The 19,177-nt window shown below is 65.9% G+C and carries 20 protein-coding genes and 1 pseudogene; 8 read left to right on the top strand and 13 right to left on the bottom strand.

The features are described 5' to 3' along the window. The coding region (locus tag J6525_RS35010; RefSeq protein WP_225648062.1) for a transposase at positions 1-278 on the top strand (278 nt) is incomplete at its 5' end. Positions 279-331: 53 nt separating this feature from the next. On the opposite strand, the gene J6525_RS35005 is transcribed toward J6525_RS35010, so the two are convergent. The 6 genes from J6525_RS35005 to J6525_RS34980 all read right to left on the bottom strand — a co-directional run bounded on the left by J6525_RS35005 (position 332) and on the right by J6525_RS34980 (position 6,791). Beyond that, on the bottom strand, positions 332-940 hold the full coding sequence (locus J6525_RS35005; protein ID WP_225648061.1) for a single stranded DNA-binding domain-containing protein: 609 nt from the start codon (positions 938-940) through the stop codon (positions 332-334). Positions 941-1,315: 375 nt separating this feature from the next. Beyond that, positions 1,316-1,894 (bottom strand): hypothetical protein, encoded by a 579-nt coding sequence (locus J6525_RS35000; RefSeq protein WP_376708599.1) that lies wholly within the window; start codon positions 1,892-1,894, stop codon positions 1,316-1,318. A gap of 117 nt (positions 1,895-2,011) precedes the next feature. Further along, the gene (locus tag J6525_RS34995) at positions 2,012-2,854 is read right to left on the bottom strand and encodes a shikimate dehydrogenase (protein WP_225648059.1); all 843 of its coding nucleotides are present in this window, start codon (positions 2,852-2,854) and stop codon (positions 2,012-2,014) included. A 31-nt stretch (positions 2,855-2,885) separates the two neighbouring features. After that, entirely contained in the window at positions 2,886-3,527 is a 642-nt protein-coding gene (locus J6525_RS34990) for a YoaK family protein (RefSeq protein ID WP_225648058.1), read from the bottom strand. Positions 3,528-3,668: 141 nt separating this feature from the next. Then, the gene (locus tag J6525_RS34985; protein WP_225648057.1) at positions 3,669-5,717 is read right to left on the bottom strand and encodes an elongation factor G; all 2,049 of its coding nucleotides are present in this window, start codon (positions 5,715-5,717) and stop codon (positions 3,669-3,671) included. A 159-nt stretch (positions 5,718-5,876) separates the two neighbouring features. After that, positions 5,877-6,791, bottom strand: a complete 915-nt coding sequence (locus J6525_RS34980) for a LysR substrate-binding domain-containing protein (RefSeq protein WP_225648056.1) — start codon at positions 6,789-6,791, stop codon at positions 5,877-5,879. Positions 6,792-6,915: 124 nt separating this feature from the next. Between J6525_RS34980 and J6525_RS34975 the strand changes: the two genes are divergently transcribed. Then, positions 6,916-7,848 (top strand): alpha/beta fold hydrolase, encoded by a 933-nt coding sequence (locus tag J6525_RS34975; protein ID WP_225648055.1) that lies wholly within the window; start codon positions 6,916-6,918, stop codon positions 7,846-7,848. On the opposite strand, the gene J6525_RS34970 is transcribed toward J6525_RS34975, so the two are convergent. The 3 genes from J6525_RS34970 to J6525_RS34960 all read right to left on the bottom strand — a co-directional run bounded on the left by J6525_RS34970 (position 7,845) and on the right by J6525_RS34960 (position 10,618). Then, positions 7,845-8,327: a DUF992 domain-containing protein gene (locus J6525_RS34970; protein WP_225648054.1), complete on the bottom strand. Its 483-nt coding sequence runs from the start codon at positions 8,325-8,327 to the stop codon at positions 7,845-7,847. The two genes, J6525_RS34975 and J6525_RS34970, sit on opposite strands and share 4 nt — an antisense overlap. A gap of 319 nt (positions 8,328-8,646) precedes the next feature. Further along, positions 8,647-9,168, bottom strand: coding sequence for a DUF992 domain-containing protein (locus J6525_RS34965; protein ID WP_057015953.1), 522 nt, complete (start codon positions 9,166-9,168; stop codon positions 8,647-8,649). Positions 9,169-9,415: 247 nt separating this feature from the next. Then, positions 9,416-10,618, bottom strand: coding sequence for a pyridoxal phosphate-dependent aminotransferase (locus J6525_RS34960; RefSeq protein WP_028340563.1), 1,203 nt, complete (start codon positions 10,616-10,618; stop codon positions 9,416-9,418). 608 nt (positions 10,619-11,226) lie between these two features. Here J6525_RS34960 and J6525_RS34955 point away from each other — a divergent pair. From J6525_RS34955 to J6525_RS34945, 3 genes are all read left to right on the top strand, one after another. Next, entirely contained in the window at positions 11,227-11,880 is a 654-nt protein-coding gene (locus J6525_RS34955; RefSeq protein ID WP_057015955.1) for a glutathione S-transferase family protein, read from the top strand. A 180-nt stretch (positions 11,881-12,060) separates the two neighbouring features. Next, on the top strand, positions 12,061-12,237 hold the full coding sequence (locus tag J6525_RS34950) for a hypothetical protein (protein ID WP_225648053.1): 177 nt from the start codon (positions 12,061-12,063) through the stop codon (positions 12,235-12,237). 64 nt (positions 12,238-12,301) lie between these two features. Next, complete coding sequence (locus J6525_RS34945) at positions 12,302-12,454, top strand: hypothetical protein (RefSeq protein WP_225648052.1); 153 nt, start codon at positions 12,302-12,304, stop codon at positions 12,452-12,454. 190 nt (positions 12,455-12,644) lie between these two features. Here J6525_RS34945 and J6525_RS34940 read toward each other — a convergent pair whose 3' ends face one another. Next, on the bottom strand, positions 12,645-12,998 hold the full coding sequence (locus J6525_RS34940; RefSeq protein WP_076829887.1) for a DMT family protein: 354 nt from the start codon (positions 12,996-12,998) through the stop codon (positions 12,645-12,647). A gap of 212 nt (positions 12,999-13,210) precedes the next feature. On the opposite strand from J6525_RS34940, the gene J6525_RS34935 reads away from it, so the two are divergent. The 3 genes from J6525_RS34935 (at position 13,211) to J6525_RS34925 (ending at position 15,804) form a co-directional block, all read left to right on the top strand. Next, positions 13,211-14,026: a PAS domain-containing protein gene (locus tag J6525_RS34935; protein ID WP_076829885.1), complete on the top strand. Its 816-nt coding sequence runs from the start codon at positions 13,211-13,213 to the stop codon at positions 14,024-14,026. Between the two features lie 103 nt (positions 14,027-14,129). Continuing rightward, positions 14,130-14,591 (top strand): GNAT family N-acetyltransferase, encoded by a 462-nt coding sequence (locus J6525_RS34930; RefSeq protein ID WP_092085144.1) that lies wholly within the window; start codon positions 14,130-14,132, stop codon positions 14,589-14,591. Positions 14,592-14,862: 271 nt separating this feature from the next. Beyond that, a complete protein-coding gene (locus tag J6525_RS34925; RefSeq protein ID WP_225648051.1) occupies positions 14,863-15,804 on the top strand; it encodes an aldo/keto reductase in 942 nt (313 codons plus the stop codon). A 73-nt stretch (positions 15,805-15,877) separates the two neighbouring features. Here J6525_RS34925 and J6525_RS34920 read toward each other — a convergent pair. The 3 genes and pseudogenes from J6525_RS34920 to J6525_RS34910 all read right to left on the bottom strand — a co-directional run. Further along, a pseudogene (locus tag J6525_RS34920) lies at positions 15,878-16,215 on the bottom strand (endonuclease domain-containing protein); the annotation flags it as partial. A gap of 81 nt (positions 16,216-16,296) precedes the next feature. After that, positions 16,297-17,526 carry a DUF1501 domain-containing protein gene (locus tag J6525_RS34915; protein ID WP_225648050.1) on the bottom strand — a complete coding sequence of 410 codons (1,230 nt, stop codon included), beginning with the start codon at positions 17,524-17,526 and terminating at the stop codon, positions 16,297-16,299. Further along, positions 17,523-19,106 (bottom strand): DUF1800 domain-containing protein, encoded by a 1,584-nt coding sequence (locus J6525_RS34910; protein WP_225648049.1) that lies wholly within the window; start codon positions 19,104-19,106, stop codon positions 17,523-17,525. The genes J6525_RS34915 and J6525_RS34910 overlap by 4 nt, the downstream gene beginning before the upstream one ends. Positions 19,107-19,177: the final 71 nt, after the last annotated feature.

The raw sequence follows: 19,177 nt of genomic DNA, 5'->3' as shown, positions 1-19,177 counted from the left end.
GCCAGAGCGGCGATGCCGTGCTCGCCGACAAGGCCTATGACAGCAACGCCCTGCGTGCGATCATCGCGGAAATCGGCGCAACGGCGGTGATCCCGTCAAACCGCACCCGCAGGATCATCATTCCGCACGACGCCGACGCATACAAACAGCGCAACCGCATCGAGCGCTGCTTTTGCCAGCTCAAACACTTCCGACGCTTGGCAACCCGTTATGACAGGCGATCTGACAACTTTACCGGCTTCATCCATCTCGCTGCCGCAATGATCTGGATGCAATGAATGTCGATCGGTCCTAGTGCTTTCGCAGGGACGACAGCGGAGCCTGCTCTGCCTCACATCGGCGGCGCAATCCCGTCGCGGCCGACATTGACGCGGTTGGCTTCCAGCGTGCCATCGTCCTTCTTCAGCGCACCGAAGATGATGATCTTGGCGCCCGGCTTCAGCTCCGACTTGTCGCCGGCGACGAAGGTGACGACCGGGGTGTCCGGCGGCACCACGACTTTCTTCTCGCCGTCCTTGTACTTCACCGTGATGTTCTGGCCGTCGGTGCCCTTCACGGTCTCGGCGACGGTGGCGTTGGTCATGGTCGAGTTGGCGCGCAGGTCCCACGGGCGGAAGCCCTCGGCGGCGCCGCGCTGGTTCTCCGGGAAGATGTGAACCGCGATCGCCTTCTGCGTTCCGTCGGGTTCGGGCATCGCGGTGACGCCGATATAGGAACCGGGCTTGATCTCCGACAGATCGGTCTTGGCGACGCCGAACACCGCGACATTGTCGGTGGTCCGCACCTTCATGTCGGCGCCGTCGCGCGACTTGATCGACAGCATCGCGCCGTCGACGGCCTCGATGGTGCCGCGGATACGCACCGCCGGCGGCTGCTGCGCGGATGCGGCGGAAGCAAAGACAACGAGAAGCAATGCGGCGAGTGGCAGCGATTTCGGCATGATGTTCCTCATGGGTTGGGCTGGCGAATCAGGGAACACCGGGGAGTTGGTGGTATTCCGTGCAAGCCACAACTCCTCGCGGGAGCGACGGCTCGCAGGACAAATACGCACCGGATGAGAGGCCGTTACTGCGGTAACGGACAGGTGATGCGTTCGAGGGGTCTGTCGTAGCCCGGATGGTCCTCGTCGTCCCGGGCAAGCCAACGGGTCGGCGCAAAGCGCCGCCCGATGACAGGCTCCGCGCGACCCGGGACCCATAACCACGACCCTACGAGATTAGGCACGTTGTGGCCCCAGCTCTTCTCAACAATTCTCATCGGTGGTTATGGGTCCCGGCTTTCGCCGGGACGACGCGTTGAAAGACTGGCGTTCGCATCACATCGGCGGCGTGAGGCCGTCGCGGCCGACGCTGACGCGGTCGGTTTCCAGCGAGCCGTCGGGCAATTTCTTCATGAAGGCGATGATCTTGGCGCCGGCCTTCAGGTCTGCCTTGTCGCCGGAAACATAGGTCACGACAGGCGTGTCGGGCGAGACCTGGACCGTCTTCTCGCCGTCCTTGTATTTGACCTGCAACGTATGACCGTCATTGCTGACGACGGATTGCGCGACGGTCGCGTTGGTCATGCTGCTGTTCGGCTTCAGATCGTAGGGCCGCGAGCCCTCGCCGGTGCCGCGCATGTTCTCCGGGAAGACGTGCACCTCGACCGCCTTCGGCGTGCCGTCGGGGCCGGGCACCGTGGTGGTGCCGATGAAGGAACCGACCTTGATGTCGGACAGCGCGATCCTGGTGAGGCCGAGCACCACCATATTGCCGGCCATATGCAGCTTGACGTCCTCTCCGCTGCGCGACTTCACCGCCAGCGTATTACCATCGACGTTTTCGACGGTTCCACGCACCCGCGTCGGCGTCGGCGGCTGTTGCGCGAGCGCGTAAAGCGTGGATGCCGTCACCATCGCAAGCGCAATGAACGGACGAACGAGTTGGGAACGGCGGGCAGGCATGGTTGATCTCCGGGAGGGAACGCGGGGGGACCAACACGAGACCCCGCCCCGAAGACGCTATTCCAGGCCTCAAGTCTTTGTGAGATCGGCCTCAACGATCGCGCGCAGTTCCGGCGTGACCTGCGGGCGCTGCCCGAACCACAATTCGAAACCGCGCACCGCCTGGTGCAGCAGCATGCCGAGCCCGTCGGCGGTCTTGAGGCCGCGTGCCTGCGCCGCGGCCAGCAGCGGCGTCACCAGCGGCACATAGACAATATCAGAAACAACCGCGCCCGGCGGGAGCAGGCCGACTTCGATCTCGAGCGCGGGCTGGCCGTGCATGCCGAGCGACGTCGTGTTGACGAGCAGGCCCGCGCGCGGCAGCAGCTCGCCGACCTTGTCCCAGGTCGCGGGATGAACACGCGCACCATATAGTTCTGCCAGCGCGCGGGCGCGGTCGATGGTGCGGTTGACCAGATGCACGCGCGCAATGCCGCGCTCGATCAGGCCGAACACCACCGCGCGCGCCGCGCCGCCGGCCCCTAACACCAGCGCGTCCTCGGTTTGGTCCCAGCCGGGCGCACAGGCGTCGAGGTTGTTGATGAAGCCTTCGACATCGGTGTTGGTCGAACGCAACTCGCCGTCCGCAAACCACAGCGTGTTGGCGGCACCGACCGCGCGGGCGCGCGCGTCGGGCGCCGACAGTGCCAGCGCCTGTTCCTTGTGCGGACGGGTGACGTTGGCACCGACGAAGCCGCGCAACGACAGGCGGAACAGGAAATCCTTGAAATCCTCCGGCGGCACCGCCTCGATCACATAGCCGCCCTCGAGGCCGAGCGTGCGCAGCCAGTAATGATGGATCAGCGGCGAGCGGGAATGCGCCGCCGGCCAGCCGATCAGGCACGCGGCGCGGGTCTTGGTTGCGGAGGTCATGATCGTGACATCGGCCAAGGCGGGCGCGCTGTCAATCCGTCCGCTTCGCGGTTGCGGCAACCGACGCACTCAGGGCAAACGCGGTGGCCGCAGCAAACCAGATCGCACCGAGATTGATCCAGTGGTAGGCCAATGCGCCGGCGAGCGCGCCCGCGACCAGCGCCGCCCACAGCAGCAGGTTGGGCAGCCAGGCCCAGGGCGCTCCGCCGGTCAGCGCCGCGGCGATCAGCTGGCCGGCCTTGACCAGCGCCCCGGTGACATAGGTGAGACCGAGCCCGGCGCCGCCCTCGAGCTGGAAAACGGCATTCTCGAGCCCCATCGCCAGCACGATAGCGGCGACCGCGGCGTTCGGCAGGCCATATGCATAGGCCACCGCCGCCGCCGTGAGCAGCCACGCCTCGACGAGCAGGAGCAGGGGCTGGCGATGGGCCAGCGCGCTGAGCACGATCAGGCTGCCGGCTGCGGCGCCGGCGACGAACAGCACGATCAGCTCCAGCGCTTCCAGGGCATGCTGCCAATGCCCCTCGGCCAGCGTCACGCCAAGCCGCGTCGAGTTGCCGCTCATGAAGGAGACGAACAGCCCGCCGAGATGCAGATAGCCGATGCCGTCGACATACCCGGCCATTGCGCTGAGCGCGCAGGCCAGCGCCAGGTTACGGCGGGATTCAAGCATGCTGGCGGAAACTGCGTCAAAGGAAGGGAATCACGGGCGCTATCTTGGCCCGTCATTCCGGGGCGATGCGACAGCATCGAACCCGGAATCTCGAGATTCCGGGTCTGGTCCTTCGGACCATCCCGGAATGACGGTGCGAAATCACGCCGCGTCGCGATGCGCGGCGATGATCTGGTCGGCGGCCCGGCCCGTCACTTCGGCCATGCGGTCGAACTGGCGGGTGAAGGTGCCGGCGCCGGCGGTGGCGGAGCGCAGCTCGACGATCAGGTCGCCGATCTCGGATTCCGGCATCGTGGCGCGGACGCAATCCCAGCCGCTCCAGCCGTCGCGGGTGTCGAAGCCGAGGATCTGGCCGCGGCGCGCCGACAGGATCGCGTTGATCTTGGCGGTCGCTTCGTTCGGACAGACGATCTCGACCATATGGATCGGCTCCAGCAGCACCGGCTGGCACTGCGGCAACCCCTCGCTGACTCCGATCCGCGCCGCGGTGCGGAACGCGAGATCGGACGAGTCGACGCTGTGATAGGAGCCGTCGGTCAGCGTGACGTCGACGTCGATCACGGGAAAGCCGAGCGGGCCACGCGCCAGCGCGTCGACGACGCCCTCTTCCACCGCGCCGATATAGTTGCGCGGCACCGCGCCGCCGACCACTTTCTCGTGGAATTCGAAGCCTGACCCGCGCGGCTTCGGTTTGATGTCGAGCACGACGTCGCCGAACTGGCCATGGCCGCCGGACTGCTTCTTGTGCCGGCCGCGCTGGGTGATCGCCTTGCGGATGGTTTCCTGGTAGCCGATCGCCGGCGGATGCGATTTGACGTTGACGCCGTAGCGGTCCTTCAGCCGCTCCTGCGCTACGCGCAGATGCATCTCGCCCTGCCCCCACAGCACGGTGTCGTGGGTGCGCGGGTTCTGGATCATCGTCAGCGAGGGATCTTCCTCGTTCAGTCGCAGCAGCGCCTGGCCAAGCTTGACGTCGTCCTTGCGGTCGGTCGCGGCAATCGAGATCGACAGCACCGCCGCGGCCGGCTCGACCTTGACGAGCGAGGCCGGCGCCGTCTTGCCGCTCGAGACCGTATCGCCGGTCTTGATCGCATCGAGCTTGCCGAGCGCGACAGTGTCGCCGGCCTCGGCCTGCGGCCGCTTGCTGTCATGCGCGCCCGAGACCGCGAGGATGCCGGAGACGCGCCCGCTCTCGCCGCTTGAGGATTGCAGCGTCACGCCGTCGTCGAGCCGGCCCGCAAGCGCGCGCGCAAGCGACAGCTTGCCGCCGTGCTGCAAATGCACGGTCTTGAACACGTAGGCCAGCGCATCCTTTTGGTCCTTGATGCCGAGCCGATTGGCGGTCTCGGCAACGCCGGGCGCCTCATGGCGCAGCGCCTTCATCAGGCGGAGCACGCCGTTCTCGCGGCTCGCAGCGCCGAGCAGCACCGGACAGATCTGCCCTTCGCGCAGTTCGCGGGCGAGATCGTCGAACACGGCATCGCGCGGCGGCTGGATATCCTCCAGCAACTGCTCCATCAGCGCGTCGTCATGGTCGGCAAGCTTCTCCAGCATCGAGAAGCGAGCTTCCTTCTCGCGATCGAGATTGCCGCCCTCGAGCGCCATCACCTCCGACGGCTTGTGCTCGCGATAGACGAACGCGCGCTCCAGCGCGAGATCGACAAAGCCTTCGATCAGATCGCCGTTCCAGATCGGGATCTGGCGCAGCACCAGCGGCACGCGCGAGGCCGGCTGCAGCGTCGCAAGCGTCTCGCGGACGCGCTTGTTGGCGCGGTCGATCTTGTTCAGGAACAGGAAACGGGGAATTCCGAGCTCCTCGAGCTCGCGCAGGATGATCTGCAGCTGCGGCAGTTTCTTCTCGTCGGCTTCGCAGACCACGACCGCGGCATCGACCGCCGGCAACGCTGCACGCATATCGTGCGCGAATTCGACCGAGCCGGGACAATCGATAAAGGTGTAGCTGTCCCCCATAAAGGTGGTGGTGGCGGCGGTCAGGCCTACGCCCATCTTGTGCTGACGCGCCTCGGGGCTGGCATCGCCGACGGAGGTTCCGGCATCTACGCTGCCGGCATTCTTAATGGCGCCAGTGCGCGCCAGGATCGCTTCCAGAAGTGTGGTTTTACCGCTTTGGAAAGGGCCCACCAATGCGATGCACCGTGGACCTCGGGGACTTCTGACGTCTTGTCCCATTGCCGCCTCCTCGTTTTGGAGCTCGGCCCATGATTGGGTCGGCGACCGTTTATGCTCTGCCTGCGTTTGACATTTGGCAAGCGGGAAAACGTCGCTGCGGTGCGGCGTCGCGTAAGCTTGCAATTCCGAGCCATCGTCCGGACAATTGCATCCGCTGCGTCAGTTCCTTCGCGCAAGTCCCGGAGAAATCTCGTGCCAGCGAGTCGCGAGGTCGAGCAGACGCTGCACGGCGGGCGAGACATCTTCTTCACGCCACGCAATCGTGAGCGGCGCCGTCACCGCCGGCGCGGCCAAGCGGACATATGCCACGCCGCGACCGGTCTGCGCGCGTGCCGCGGCCTCCGGGACGAGTGATACACCGACGCCGGCGGCGATCAGGCCGATCGCGGTTTGCAGATGCAGCACCTCCTGCGCGAGTCGCGGCGTGAATCCGGCGGCCTGGCACGCGGCGACGATCAGGCCGGTGACCGATGGCGCCGGCCGCGCCGGATAGAGCACGAAGGCATCATCGGACAGTTCGGCAAGCGCAATGTCGTCCCTCTCGGCAAGCGGATGCGCGCGCGGCAACGCCGCGACATAGGGCTCCTCCAGGATCAGGCGCTGGGCAAGACCCGCCTCCGGCAATAGCGCCGGGCGTGCGAAGCCGACATCGATCCGGCGTCGCCGCAGCGCTTCGGCAATCTCGGCCGCCAGCATCTCGTCGAGCACGAGCTCGACGTCGGGACAGGCGTCGCGATAGCTGCCTACGATATCGGGCAGACCGGCGAACATCGCGGAGCCGACGAATCCGATCGCGAGCTTGCCGGCCTGGCCGCGCCCGACGCGACGCGTGTCCGCAACCGTGGCCTCGAAATTTGCGAGCAGCGCGCGGGCGCGCGCAAGCAGCAGCTCGCCCGCCTCGGTGAGTCTGACAGGACGGCTATTCCGCTGCAGCAACGTCACGCCGAGTTCGTCCTCGAGCTGACGGATCTGCTGGCTCAGCGGCGGTTGCGCGATGTGCAGCCGCTCGGCCGCGCGGGTAAAATTCAATTCCTCGCCGAGCGCCACGAAATATCTGAGATGTCGCAATTCCATGCCGTCGGTATAGCACGGCGGCGGGTACCGTCAGTCATACGCAATAGCTCTGCAACCGTATCGAACGAGTATTGGACCGGACGCGCGAACGCGGACAGCCTGCGGCAAACCACAGGGAGTCCCCATGACGGCGCTGGAAAGAGCCTTCGCGGAAGCAGCCGCGGCAGGCATCACACAACAGAAGATCGATATCGGCGGCCTGCGCGTCAACGTCGCGCGCTTCGGCAAAGGGCCGCCGCTGCTCCTGCTCCACGGCTGGCCGGAGTTCTGGCTGGTGTGGCGCCCGCTGATGCTGCGCCTCGGCGACAGCTTTGAACTGATCGCGCCCGACTTGCGCGGCTGCGGCGACACCGGCAAGCCGACACCGGGGCCCGATGCGTCCGCAACCGCGGAGCGCCACGCGCTGGATATGTTCGCCGTCATGGACGCGCTCGGTCATGACGGCTTCGGCGTGATCGGCGGCGATCTCGGCGCCTATGTCATGCAGGCGATGTCGCATCGTCAGCCGCAGCGGCTGACCGGCACGCTCTATCTCTGCACGCCCTATCCGGGCCTCGGCCATCGCTACGGCCAGCCCGGCCACCTGATCGAGGTCTGGTATCAATACTTCCAGCAGCTGCCATGGGCCGCGCAATTGGTCGGAAGCTCGCGCGAGTCATGCCGGCTCTACTTCCGACATTTCCTCGACCACTGGTCGGGCGATGATCCCGCCGTGTTCGGCGATCTGCTGGAAGCCTATGTCGACAACTTCATGAAGCCGGGCAACATCCAGGGCGGCTTCGACTGGTATCTCTCGTCCGCGCCCAATCGTCGGCTCTGGCTGGAAGGCAAGCTGCCGGCGCAGCCGCGCATCGACGTGCCGTCGCGCTTTCTCTGGGGCCGCCGCGATCCGTTGATCGCGCCCGAATGGTCGGACAGGTTGGGAGACTATTGGAGCGAACCTTCGATCAGGTTCGTCGAGAGCGGGCACTATGTTCACGCCGAGGCGCCAGGGATCGTTGCCGAAGAAGCAAGCGGCTTCTTCGGCAAGCTAATCAACCGCACGGACGCGCGTTAGCGGCCCGGACGCAGCTCCAGGCTTTCGAGGCCGGCGGCGATGTTGATGCCGACCTGGCCCTGCACGCTGAGCGGCTGCAGGGCGATGGTGTTATCGGAGCCGCCGACCAGCACGTTGCCGCCGACGCCAACACCGAGCGTCGCGCTGCCCTGCGCGCCGGCATAGTTGCCGGAGAGCGCACCCGGCCCGAGCCGCTCCACCGGCGCATAGACGCCCCAGGCCAGCGCCGATTCCTGGGTGATGCCGAGATCGATGCCGACCTTCTGGATGGTCGCGATGTAGCGATCCTCAGGCAGACCATTGGCGCGCAGCACGCAACCGAGATGGGTCACGGAACCGACGATGAAGCCGACGCTCGCGCCGCCGCGGCATTCAAGGACGCCGACCTGCACGCGCTGGATCGGCTGTTGGGCGCTGGCGCCAACGATTGCGGTCAGCGTGGCAATGGCAGCACCGGCGAGGAAAGTGAAGCGACGCATGTTGGGAGTCTCCGGCTGAGAGGCATGACGCGAGCAGAGAACAGAACGGCGCCGTGTGTGCGGCGCCGTTCGCATCCTATGCCACAACATCGAACGTCCAGCCAGAATTTGCGGTGCCCGGCCACCGATTGTCAGGAGATGTTGCGGCGCTGCTATGTTCCTTGGGGTCTGCCGATTGATCGAGCAACGGACAGCAAACAACAGACAACAAAAAAGAGGCCCGCTTTCGCGGGCCTCTTTGATCGAACACCGACCAGCCTAGAGCGTTTTCGAGCGAAGTGGATACCGGTTCGCGTGAAGAAAACGCGTCAAAACAAATCTAGTGGTGATGATGATGACGGTGGTGACGATGATGACGGCGCGGACCGCCGTAGGCGACCGGCTCGAGATCGATCCCGGCGATGCCGGCCGCAACGTTGAGGCCGGTCTGGCCCTGCACGCTGACCGGCTGCAGCGCATAGGCATTGTTCGGGCCGCCGAACAGGAAGTTACCGCCGGCACCGAGGCCGACCGAGGCGTTGACGCCGACACCGCCGTAACTGCCGGCGAGCGCACCGCGCGGGAGCTGCGTGGTCGGCGCGCTCACGGCCCAGGCGAGCTGGGTCGTCGCGGTGACGCCGAGGTCGACGCCGATCCGCTTCACGGTCGCAACATAGGGCTCGGGCCGACGGCCGCCGCTCTGGAACACGCATTCGAGGCGCGCGACAGAGCCGACAACGAAGCCGACATTCTCGCCGCCCTGGCATTGCAGGACCCCGGCTTGAACCTGAGGCGCCGCGTTGGCGGTGGCGAACGGCGCCAGCAACGCAAGCGCTGCAAGGGTGAGGGTCGAAAGTCGCATTATCTGTCTCCGCAAGGTGAACTGAACTGAATTCGCGCGGCGGACAGGAAGGAAGGCTCGTGTCCAAAACAAGGCAGCGCGCAAAGACGCCGTAAAAACTTCCCGCGTGTGGCATCGATGTTCGCACACACGCGCGTGAGGTGAGCAGGATGTGATTTGACTCGTCGAATCTACCGGCGCGATTTCAGCACACAAACAAAAACGCTCCCGCACCAGGTGCGGGAGCGTTTTCTTGGTTCGGATCGAACTACCGCAGATTACCGCAGAAGCGCTGGATGCGCTTGCAGGCATCCTCGAGATCGGAAGTCTTGGTGGCGTAGGAAATGCGGAACGCGGGTCCGAGCCCGAATGCCGATCCCTGCACCACGGCGACGCCTTCGCTCTCGAGCAATTCGGTGACGAACGCCTCGTCGTTGTCGATCAGCTTGCCCGACGGGGCCTTCTTGCCGATCGTGCCGGCGCAGGACGGATAGACGTAGAACGCGCCTTCCGGCCGCGGGCACTCGATGCCGCTCGCCTGGTTGAGCATCGACACCACGAGGTCGCGACGCTCCTTGAACACCTTGTTGTTCGCGGCGATGAAGTCCTGCGGACCGTTGAGCGCCTCGACCGACGCCCACTGCGCGATCGACGACGGGTTCGAGGTCGACTGCGACTGGATCGTCGCCATCGCCTTGATCAGCTGCGCCGGGCCGCCGGCATAGCCGATGCGCCAGCCGGTCATGCAGTAGGCCTTCGACACGCCGTTCACGGTCAGCGTGCGGTCGTACAGGCTCGGCTCGACCTGCGCCGCCGTGGTGAAGACGAAGTCGTCATAGACGAGGTGCTCGTACATGTCGTCGGTCATCACCCAGACATGCGGATGCTTGACCAGCACGTCGGTGATCGCCTTGAGCTCGCTCTTCGTATAGGCCGAGCCGGTCGGGTTCGACGGCGAGCACAGGATCACCCACTTGGTCTTCGGCGTGATCGCCTTCTCGAGATCTTCCGGACGCAGCTTGAAGCCGGTCGAGGCCGGGCACACCACCGGCACCGACTCGCCGCCGGCGAGCGCCACCATCTCGGGATAGCTGACCCAGTACGGCGCCGGGATGATCACCTCGTCGCCCGGATTGATGGTCGCCATCAGCGCGTTGTAGAGCACCTGCTTGCCGCCGGTGCCGACGATGACCTGGTTCGGCTTGTAGGTCAGGCCGTTCTCGCGCGCGAACTTGTTAATGATGGCTTCCTTGAGCTCCGGAATGCCGCCGACGTCGGTGTACTTGGTCTTGCCGGCCTCGATCGCGTGGATCGCTGCGAGCTTGATGTTGGCGGGCGTATCGAAGTCAGGCTCGCCGGCGCCGAGGCCGATGACGTTGCGGCCCGCGGCTTTCAGCGCGCGTGCTTTGTCCGTGACCGCGATCGTCGCGGACGGCTTCACACGGTCGAGCGCAGCGGACAGGAAGGCCATTATCATCTCCTGGCAAACGTCGTGAGCCGTAGGGCCACGACTTGATTTGAATGGGATCGCGGCACCCTAGGCCTGTCGCCGCTGCACCGCAAGAAGCTTGGCGGTAAAGCACGAAAACTTTCGCGCATGGCTCGCGGCGCGCGCAATTTTCCGCAAGTTCCGGCACCGGATGACTCATATCCGGCAAGCCCGCTCCGGTCTTGCCGGCGGGCCCTTCGGCGGCATGCGCCAGCGCGGATTGCTCCGAGGACAATGCCGCGCGGCAACCTGCCTGACAGCGCTAACGGCGGGTCGTCAACGCAGACCGGCGCGCGTCGTGCCGCCAAGGACGCGGGTTAAAGTTTGTGAATTGCAGCGCGCCGGCCATGGTCGCGACCTTGGCCATCGACCGGCACCGTGCAGAGCGTCGCGCAGGCGTGATCCGAGTTGTTCTGCCGTGTGGATGGAATCGTTCTGCACGTGTGCAGTGCAGTAGACGTTTCGACTTTTTCCACACTGCAGGGCTTGCGACGCACCCCCGTCAGCATCATTGTTTAGCGGCGTTGCGGTGTGACAGGCCGCGCAATTTTTAAGCGTACCGTCTCCCTGACCGAGTGAACCACGACGCAATGTACAAGCTCTATTCGATGCAGCGCTCCGGCAACAGCTACAAGGTCCGGCTGGCGCTTGCCGTGCTGAACACGCCGTACGAGGCGATCGAGATCGACATCCTGCGCGGCGAGAGCCGCACCCCGGAATTCCTGGCCAAGAATCCGAGCGGCCAGGTGCCGCTGCTCGAGGTCGCCGAAGGCCGCCATCTCGCCGAGTCCAATGCCATCCTCTGGTACGTCGCGATCGGCACGCCGCTGGCGCCGGAGTCGCGGATCGAGCGCGCCGAGGCGCTGCAGTGGATGTTCTTCGAGCAGCACGCGCTGGAGCCGAACATCGGCGCCGCCTATTTCTGGCTGTCGCTGGTCAAGGGCGGACGCGACCTGCAGACGCACGCGCTGGAGGACTGGATGGAGCGCGGCTATGCGGCGCTGCAGGTGATGGAAAATCACCTCAAGGAACACGCCTATTTCGCCGCCGGACAGCTCACCGTCGCCGACATCGCCCTCTACGGCTACACCCACGTCGCCGACCGCTGCGACTTCGACCTGGCGACCTTTCCGTCGATCCGTGCCTGGCTCAAGCGGGTCGAGCAGACCCCCGGATTTGTCTCGATGGACTGGCAGCCTGGTACCGAGGCCGAGCCTGAGCCTCGCCTCGCAGCCGGCGTCTGAACGGCTGTATGTGAATTCAGGGAATAACGGGGAAACTGCCCAAATAACGGGCAAAACCTGCGCTGCCGCCGCATTTTAGCCATTTTTGGACGGTGCCGCCGCCGCAATGTTGCCGGTGACGACCAGCAGATTCGCTCGGATGTCGCGAGTGATTCGCTCGCGGCCTGAGGGATTTAGACCATGAAACGGTGGTCCGGCACGGCAGGCTTCGATGGCCGCCTTGCCCCGGTGGCATCATCCCGGCTGACGAACGCGATCGCCGCGTCGCTCGCGCTCGGCGCGCTGACGCTGTGCCTGGTCGTCGCCGTGACGGTGCTGTCGTGCAACATCACCATGGCAACGGCGATCCCGGCGTAATCAAGCAATTTCCGGTTGGCACCTGATCCGCGGCAAGGCGCGGGAGAGACAGCGGCGCGACATGATGAAGACCCCCGTCGGACTGGTGACCGTGACGCTGTCGGCGGCGATCCTGCTGGCGGCATCGCTCCTGATCGTGACCGGCACGCAAGGCGAAGACCACGCACGCCCCGCGCATGTCACGACGCCGGCCGCCAAGCCGGCCCCGCACCATTAAAGCGCGATGAGATCAGGTCGAACCGCGGCGGCAGTGTGCTCCCTCGCCCCGTTCTTACGGGGAGAGGGTTGGGGTGAGGGGCTCTTTCCGCGTATTCGGAGATCGCTGCATTTGCGGAGAGTCCCCCTCACCCGGAACGCATCTAACGATGCGTTCCGACCTCTCCCCGCACGCGGGGCGAGGTGAAGCATTAGCCCCATTTGTGGAAGATCAGAAACGCGCCGGCGGCGATGAAGGCAAATCCGAGCGCGTGATTCCAGCCCAGCGGCTCCTTCAGGTACAACACCGAGAAGGCGGCGAACACGACCAGCGTGATCACCTCCTGCATGGTCTTGAGCTGCGCCGCCGAGTAGACCGCGCTGCCCCAGCGATTGGCCGGCACTGCCAGCCAGTACTCGAAGAAGGCGATGCCCCAGCTCACCATGATGACGATGGGGAGCGAGTGATCCTTGAACTTGAGATGGCCGTACCAGGCGAAGGTCATGAAGACGTTCGAGGCGAACAGCATCAGGATCGGCAGCAGCGACGGCGAAATGGCGGGCATCGAATGTCCTCTTGCAAGCAAAGCACGCGGTAACCCGCAGGCACGGAACCGGGTTCCGCGCCGGTCTGCATATCATTTGATTTGAAAGCAGCGAAAGCTGGTTCGGCCCCCGCAACGCCCGCTTAACGGTCGGGACGGAAATGCCGGCGCGGTTGCGGCCCTGTCGTCAAACTGCGGCTTTATCGTTCGTTTGATAGATAGCGAGAACGCGCATGCGGTTCGACTGGCGTGCAATTTCAGGTCCGGCCCTGACGGCGATCACGGCATCCGCCGCCTTCCTGCTCGATCGCCTCGTTGTCGCCGTCCCCAATCCCGCGCCGCTGTTCGTCTGCATCGTGGCGCTTGCGAGCTCGATCAGCGGCATCACCTCCGGGCTGATCTCCGCCGCGATCGCGGTGGCCGCCTCGGCGCTGTTCTTCCTCAATCATCGCGCGCTGCCCGGTTACGACACCGCCGACGTCGCGCGGATGCTGATGCTGGCGGCGACCGCGGCCGGCACCGCCGTGATCACCGGAATGCTGCGGCAGAAATGGATCGACGCCTTTGCCGCGGACCAGCAGCATCACGCCACCGCGGAGCGGCTCGCCGCCGCGCTCGACCAGGTCGACATCGGCATCGTGCTGCTCGACGCCGACACCCGCGCCGAATTCATCAACCGCGCCTTCCGCGACTATTTCGCGCTGTCGGATGCGCAGGCCGAGAGCAAGCCGCCCTTCGTCGCGCTGATGTATCACGGCCGCGACACCGGCGCCTATGAACTGCCGGAAGACGAGCTGAGCGCGTTCATCGCCGAGCGCATCGCGATGATGCGCGCCGGCGACTCCACGCCGATCAATCTCAACCTCGCCGACGGCCAGGTGCTGCGCTTCAGCTGCACCGCACTGCCGGACGGCGGCCGCATGCTGAGCTACACGCCGGTCACCGACCTCGTGCGGCACACCGACGATCCCGCGAAGGCCGATGAATATCGGGCCCAGCGCGCCGGGCGCGAGCGCCGTCTGGCGCGGCTGCTGCGCGCCGCCGAGTGAGGCGCGACCTCGTCCGCAATTGATCCTGCGAGATAGCGACGGTAGAACCTTGCGAGCGGTGCGGAGACATCGCCCGCAACGCAGGACCATCCAGGAATCCTCCATGGCCGACGACGTCACCATCCGCTTCGTCACCCGCGACGACTACGCCCAGTGGCTTCCTCTGTGGGACGGCTACAATGCCTTCTATGAGCGATCCGGGCCGACCGCGCTCGCGCCCGAGATCACCGCGATGACGTGGGAACGCTTCTTCGATGCCTATGAGCCGGTGCACGCGCTGGTCGCCGACGCCGGCGGCAGATTGCTCGGGCTGACGCATTATCTGTTTCACCGCTCGACCACGGCGATCGCGCCAACCTGCTATTTGCAGGATCTGTTCACCAGCGAAGCCGCACGCGGCAAGGGCGTTGGCCGCGCGTTGATCAACGGCGTCTACACGCAGGCCAGGCTCGCGGGATCGCCACGCGTCTACTGGCAGACGCATGAGACCAACCACACCGCGATGCAGCTTTATGACAAGGTCGCGGACAAGCCGGGCTTCGTCATCTATCGCAAGATTGTCTGAGCGGATCTTCGCGGCCTGTGGATTGAACAGAGGTGTCACCGGCACGTTACAAAGCCCGGCTAGGCTTCCGCTCGCGCAGATCAGGCCCCCCGTCTCAGATCTTCGCCAAGCGGTCCCCGTCAGTCGCCGCGTCTGACCGGGACCGCTTTTTTTACGGCATCTCATTTTGCGACACCGCCATGCGTGATCGGCGGTAGGACGGCACCTTGCCGGGCTCGGGGCAGCGCGTCACAATCCGCGAAACCCCTCGCCTATCCCACAGGATTGTCTCATGGAAGTTCGTAATCTCGGCAGCTCCGGGCTGCGCGTGTCCGCGGTCGGCCTCGGCTGCAACAATTTCGGCCAGCGCACCGACCTCGAAACCTCGCGCAAGGTGATCCACAAGGCGATCGATCTCGGCATCACGCTGTTCGACACCGCCGACATCTATGCCGGCATGGGCGGCTCGGAGACCGTGCTCGGCACCGTGCTGGGCGACCGCCGCAAGGACATCGTGCTCGCCACCAAATTCTCCAAGCCGATGGCGACCGACGGCACCAAGCAGGGCGCCTCGCGGCGCTACATCATGTCCGCGGTCGAAGCGAGCCTCAGCCGCCTGAAGACCGACTATATAGATCTCTACCAGCAGCACGACTACGATCCGCTCACCCCGATCGACGAGACGCTGCGCGCGCTCGACGATCTCGTCCGCCAGGGCAAGGTGCGCTACATCGGCAACTCCAACTTCCCCGCCTGGCGGATCGCCGAAGCCGAGTACGTCGCGCGCCAGATGAACGTGAACCGCTTCGTGTCCTGCCAGGACGAATACAGCCTCCTGGTGCGCGACATCGAGAAGGACCTGCTGCCGGCGACGCAGCAATACAATCTCGGCCTGCTGCCGTTCTTCCCGCTCGCCAGCGGCCTCTTGACCGGCAAGTACCAGCGCGGCGCCGCTGCACCCGCCGATACCCGCTTCGCCAAGGCGCCGGCCCTGAAGGATCGCTACGTCACGCCGCGCAACGAGGACATCGTCGAGAAGCTGCAGGCGTTTGCCAGGGAGCGCGGCCACACCATGCTCGAGCTCGCCTTCTCCTGGCTCGCCGCCCGCCCGCAAGTCGCAAGCGTCATCGCCGGCGCGACCCGCCCCGAACAGATCGAGCAGAACGTCAAGGCGATCAGCTGGAAGCTCTCCGCGGAGGAGATGGCGGAGATCGATGGGATAACGAAGGCGTGAAGCGAACGGCACTCTCTCCGCTCCCTCTCCCCGTCCTTCACGGGGAGAGGGTTGGGGTGAGGGGCATCTATCCGCGCAACTCAGTCTGAATTGTAATCAACACACCCTCGACGTTGCCGAGCACATCGTTGTTCCAGAAGCGAAGCACGCGATAGCCTCCCCGGTGAGATACCGGTCCCGGACCACGTCTGCAGCTGAGTCCGCGTGCTGACCGCCATCCACTTCGATCACGAGCCGTCGCTCGCGGCAGACGAAGTCGCAAATGTAACTCCCGACCGGCACCTGCCGTGCGAACTTATGGCCATCAATCTGGCGATTGCGGATGCGATTCCAAAGCACGGTCTCCGCGTCCGTTTGATTGGCGCGCAGCCCTCTCGCGAGTCGGATAGGTGTTTCCTTGCGGCCACGCATTGCCCTGCCCCTCACCCGGAAGCAAACGCGATGCGTCGCTTCCGACCTCTCCCCGCAAAGAGCGGGGAGAGGTTGAGGAAGTCAAGCCACCAACCCCTTCATCGGCTTTACCGGGGCGCTATCCGGAAACACGGCATCGGCCAGCACGCGCTCGCCGAGGCCGAACTGGTCGTGCAGCACGCCCTTGATCACGGCGCGCAGGTCGGTGGTCGGGGCGAGGTCGCGGGCCTGATAGAGATTGGCGGGCTTGAGGCCGGGCCAGTCGGTGATCATGCGGCCGCCGTTCACCGCGCCGCCGGCGAGCAGCGCGATGGTGCCGGTGCCGTGGTCGGTGCCCTCGGTGCCGTTGATGCGCGCGGTGCGGCCGAACTCGGTCGCGACCACGATCACGGTGTCGCGCCAGCGCGCGCCGAGGCCGCTCTGGAATTCCGCCAGCGCGCCGTCGAGGCCGCCGAGCAGCTGCGCGAGGCGGCCGACCGGCCCGCCTTCATTGGCATGGGTGTCCCAGCCGTCGAAGGCGAGCGCGCCGATCCGCGGGCCGTCATCGGCCGCCATCAACTTCGCGGCGCCGCGCGCCACGAGGCGCATCGCCGCCACGCCGCCCACTCCGGGCTTCGGCTTCATCTCGTCGCCCTGCGCCTGCTTCTCGAGCTGCAAGCCTTGCGTCAGCGCGCTCGCCAGCACCGGATCGCGGTGCTGATAGAGATCGAGCAGCCGCATCGCGGTGTCGTCGGCGGCTTGCGGCAGCGCGGTCGGGGCCCAGCCGACGGTCGGCGCGGCGCCGCGCAGCACCAGCGGCGTGGTCGGGCCGACCGCGAGCGCGCTCGTCACCCGCTCGCCTTTCGGCAAGGCTTCCAGCGCGCGATTGAGCCAGCCGGACTGCACGCGGCCCGGACCGGGGAAGCCGCTCTCCAGCACGTCCTGGCCGTCGAAATGCGAGCGATCGCGATAGGAGGTCGCGACCGCATGAACCACCGCGGCCTGCTTGGCGCGATACATCCGCGAAAATTCCGGCATCGCCGGATGCAGGGCGAAGAACTGATCCAGCATCACCGCCGCGTTCGGGCCATCGGGGCGCAGCGCGATCGCGCCGTGCAGGCCGGCATAATCAGGATCGCCGACCGGTGCGACCGTGGCGAGGCCGTCGAGTGCACCGCGCAGGATGATGGTGACGAAGCGCGGATCGCGGCCATCGGCGGCGCGCGCGAATTTCGGCAGGTAGGCCCAGGCCGCAAAGGAGGCGCCGCCGAGCAGCAGCGCGCGCCGCGACGTCGCCTGCAGCATCAGGCTCTCGGAGCATTCCATCGTCATCTCCTCTGGAACTCGGGCGACATCAACAGCAACGCCAGCGCCTGCTGCCGCGATTCCGCACGCTCGATGGTGCGCCGCGTCTCGGGGGAGGCTGCTTCGGCAGCAATGAGCTCGAGCAGGTCGCGCGGGTCGAACCGGTCGGCGAGCTGGGAGGCAAGCTGCGCCGAGATGTCGAGCCTGAGCTTGACGCCTTCAGGTGCCGCCCAGGCCGCGGCGGTGTCCGGAAATCCGTTCGGCCCCGCCGGCGACCACAGCGGCTGGCCGAGCACGTTGAGGCCGTTGAGATAGCGGCCTGGATCCTCGGGATTGCGCGCCAGCAGGCGGCCGGAAGCGACCAGGAATTCGTAAGGCGAACGCATCTTTGTCAGCGGCGCCTGCCAGGCCTCGCTGGACTGAACCAGCGCGGTGGCCAGCGCCCTGAGATCGCCGTCTGTTTTCGTGAACGTATCCTGCAGCCTCGCCACCAGCGCCGGCGGCGGATCGTCGGCGACGAAGTGGCGCGCGAATTTGGTCGCGATGAATTTTGCGGTCGAGGGATGCCGCGCGATGTCCGACAGCACCGCCTCGCCCTGCGCGACGCCCGCTTGCGCGTAGGTCTTGCCGAGCACCTGCTGCGGTCCGGGCTGGTGCGCATTGGCATTGAACACGAAGCTGCCGGGCGTGCCGAGCTGGCCACGGCGGCCGGCGAAGGTCCAGCCGGTGATGACGCGCGCCAGCGAGGTCACATCGTCCTGGGTGTAGCCGCCGCCGACGCCGAGCGTATGCAGCTCCATGATCTCGCGCGCGAGGTTCTCGTTCAGGCCGCGATTGCGGTTGATGCCGGCGCGCGACTCCGGGCCGAGCGATTGCTGGTTGTCGAGAAAGAACAGCATCGCCGGATGCTGCTCGACGGCCTTCAGCATGTCCGGGAAACGGCCGAGCACATGCGGACGGATCGCCTCGCGCTCGAACGAGCCGGCCCACATCCGCGCCAGCGCGCCCTTGTTGGCGGAGATGCAGAAGTGGTTGGACCAGAACACCACGAGCCGTTCGACGAAGCCGCAATCGGCGACCACGCCGCGCTGCAGGCGCGCCAGCGCCTCGGCGCGGAACGTCTTCTGGATGATGTTGAGCGGTTGCGCCGGCGGCTTGGGGGGACCGGCCACCGTCTGCATCGTCGGAGGCTGCATCGGAGCCGACGGCGTCATCGCCGCGTTGGCGCCATCGGCGCCCTGCGCCTGCATTGTCGGATCTTTTCCGGCGATCTCCTTGGCGGCAGTGGACAGCGACAGATTGCGCCGCTGCGGCGACTTCGTGTCCGGCCCCTGCGGCGATGTCTCGCTCGCGCCCTGCTGCGCGGCCTTCGCAGCATTGCGCGCCTGCTGGATCTCGAACTGATAATCGAACACCTGCTTGCCAAGTTCGGGTGTCGAGAGCAGGCCCGGCACTTCGAGCAGCGCGCCGTTCGGACGCGCCAGTTCCGCCAGCACGAAACCGCGCGGATCGGAGGCCGCGTTGATGAAGTCGCCGGACGCCCCGCCGCGGGCGCCGAATCCAAACCGGTTGAGGGCAACCAGCGCGGCTTGCGAATCACGGGCCATCAGAATTCCCTTGGCGATTTCCTTGGCGATTTCCTTGGCGGCCTATCCCGGCTATATCAGTTGCCTGGCAT

The sequence above is a fragment of the Bradyrhizobium australafricanum genome, assembly GCF_020329495.1.
Lineage (GTDB): Bacteria > Pseudomonadota > Alphaproteobacteria > Rhizobiales > Xanthobacteraceae > Bradyrhizobium > Bradyrhizobium australafricanum.
The sequence above is the reverse complement of the archived record's forward strand: the minus strand, read 5'-3'. Positions and strand labels throughout refer to the sequence as shown.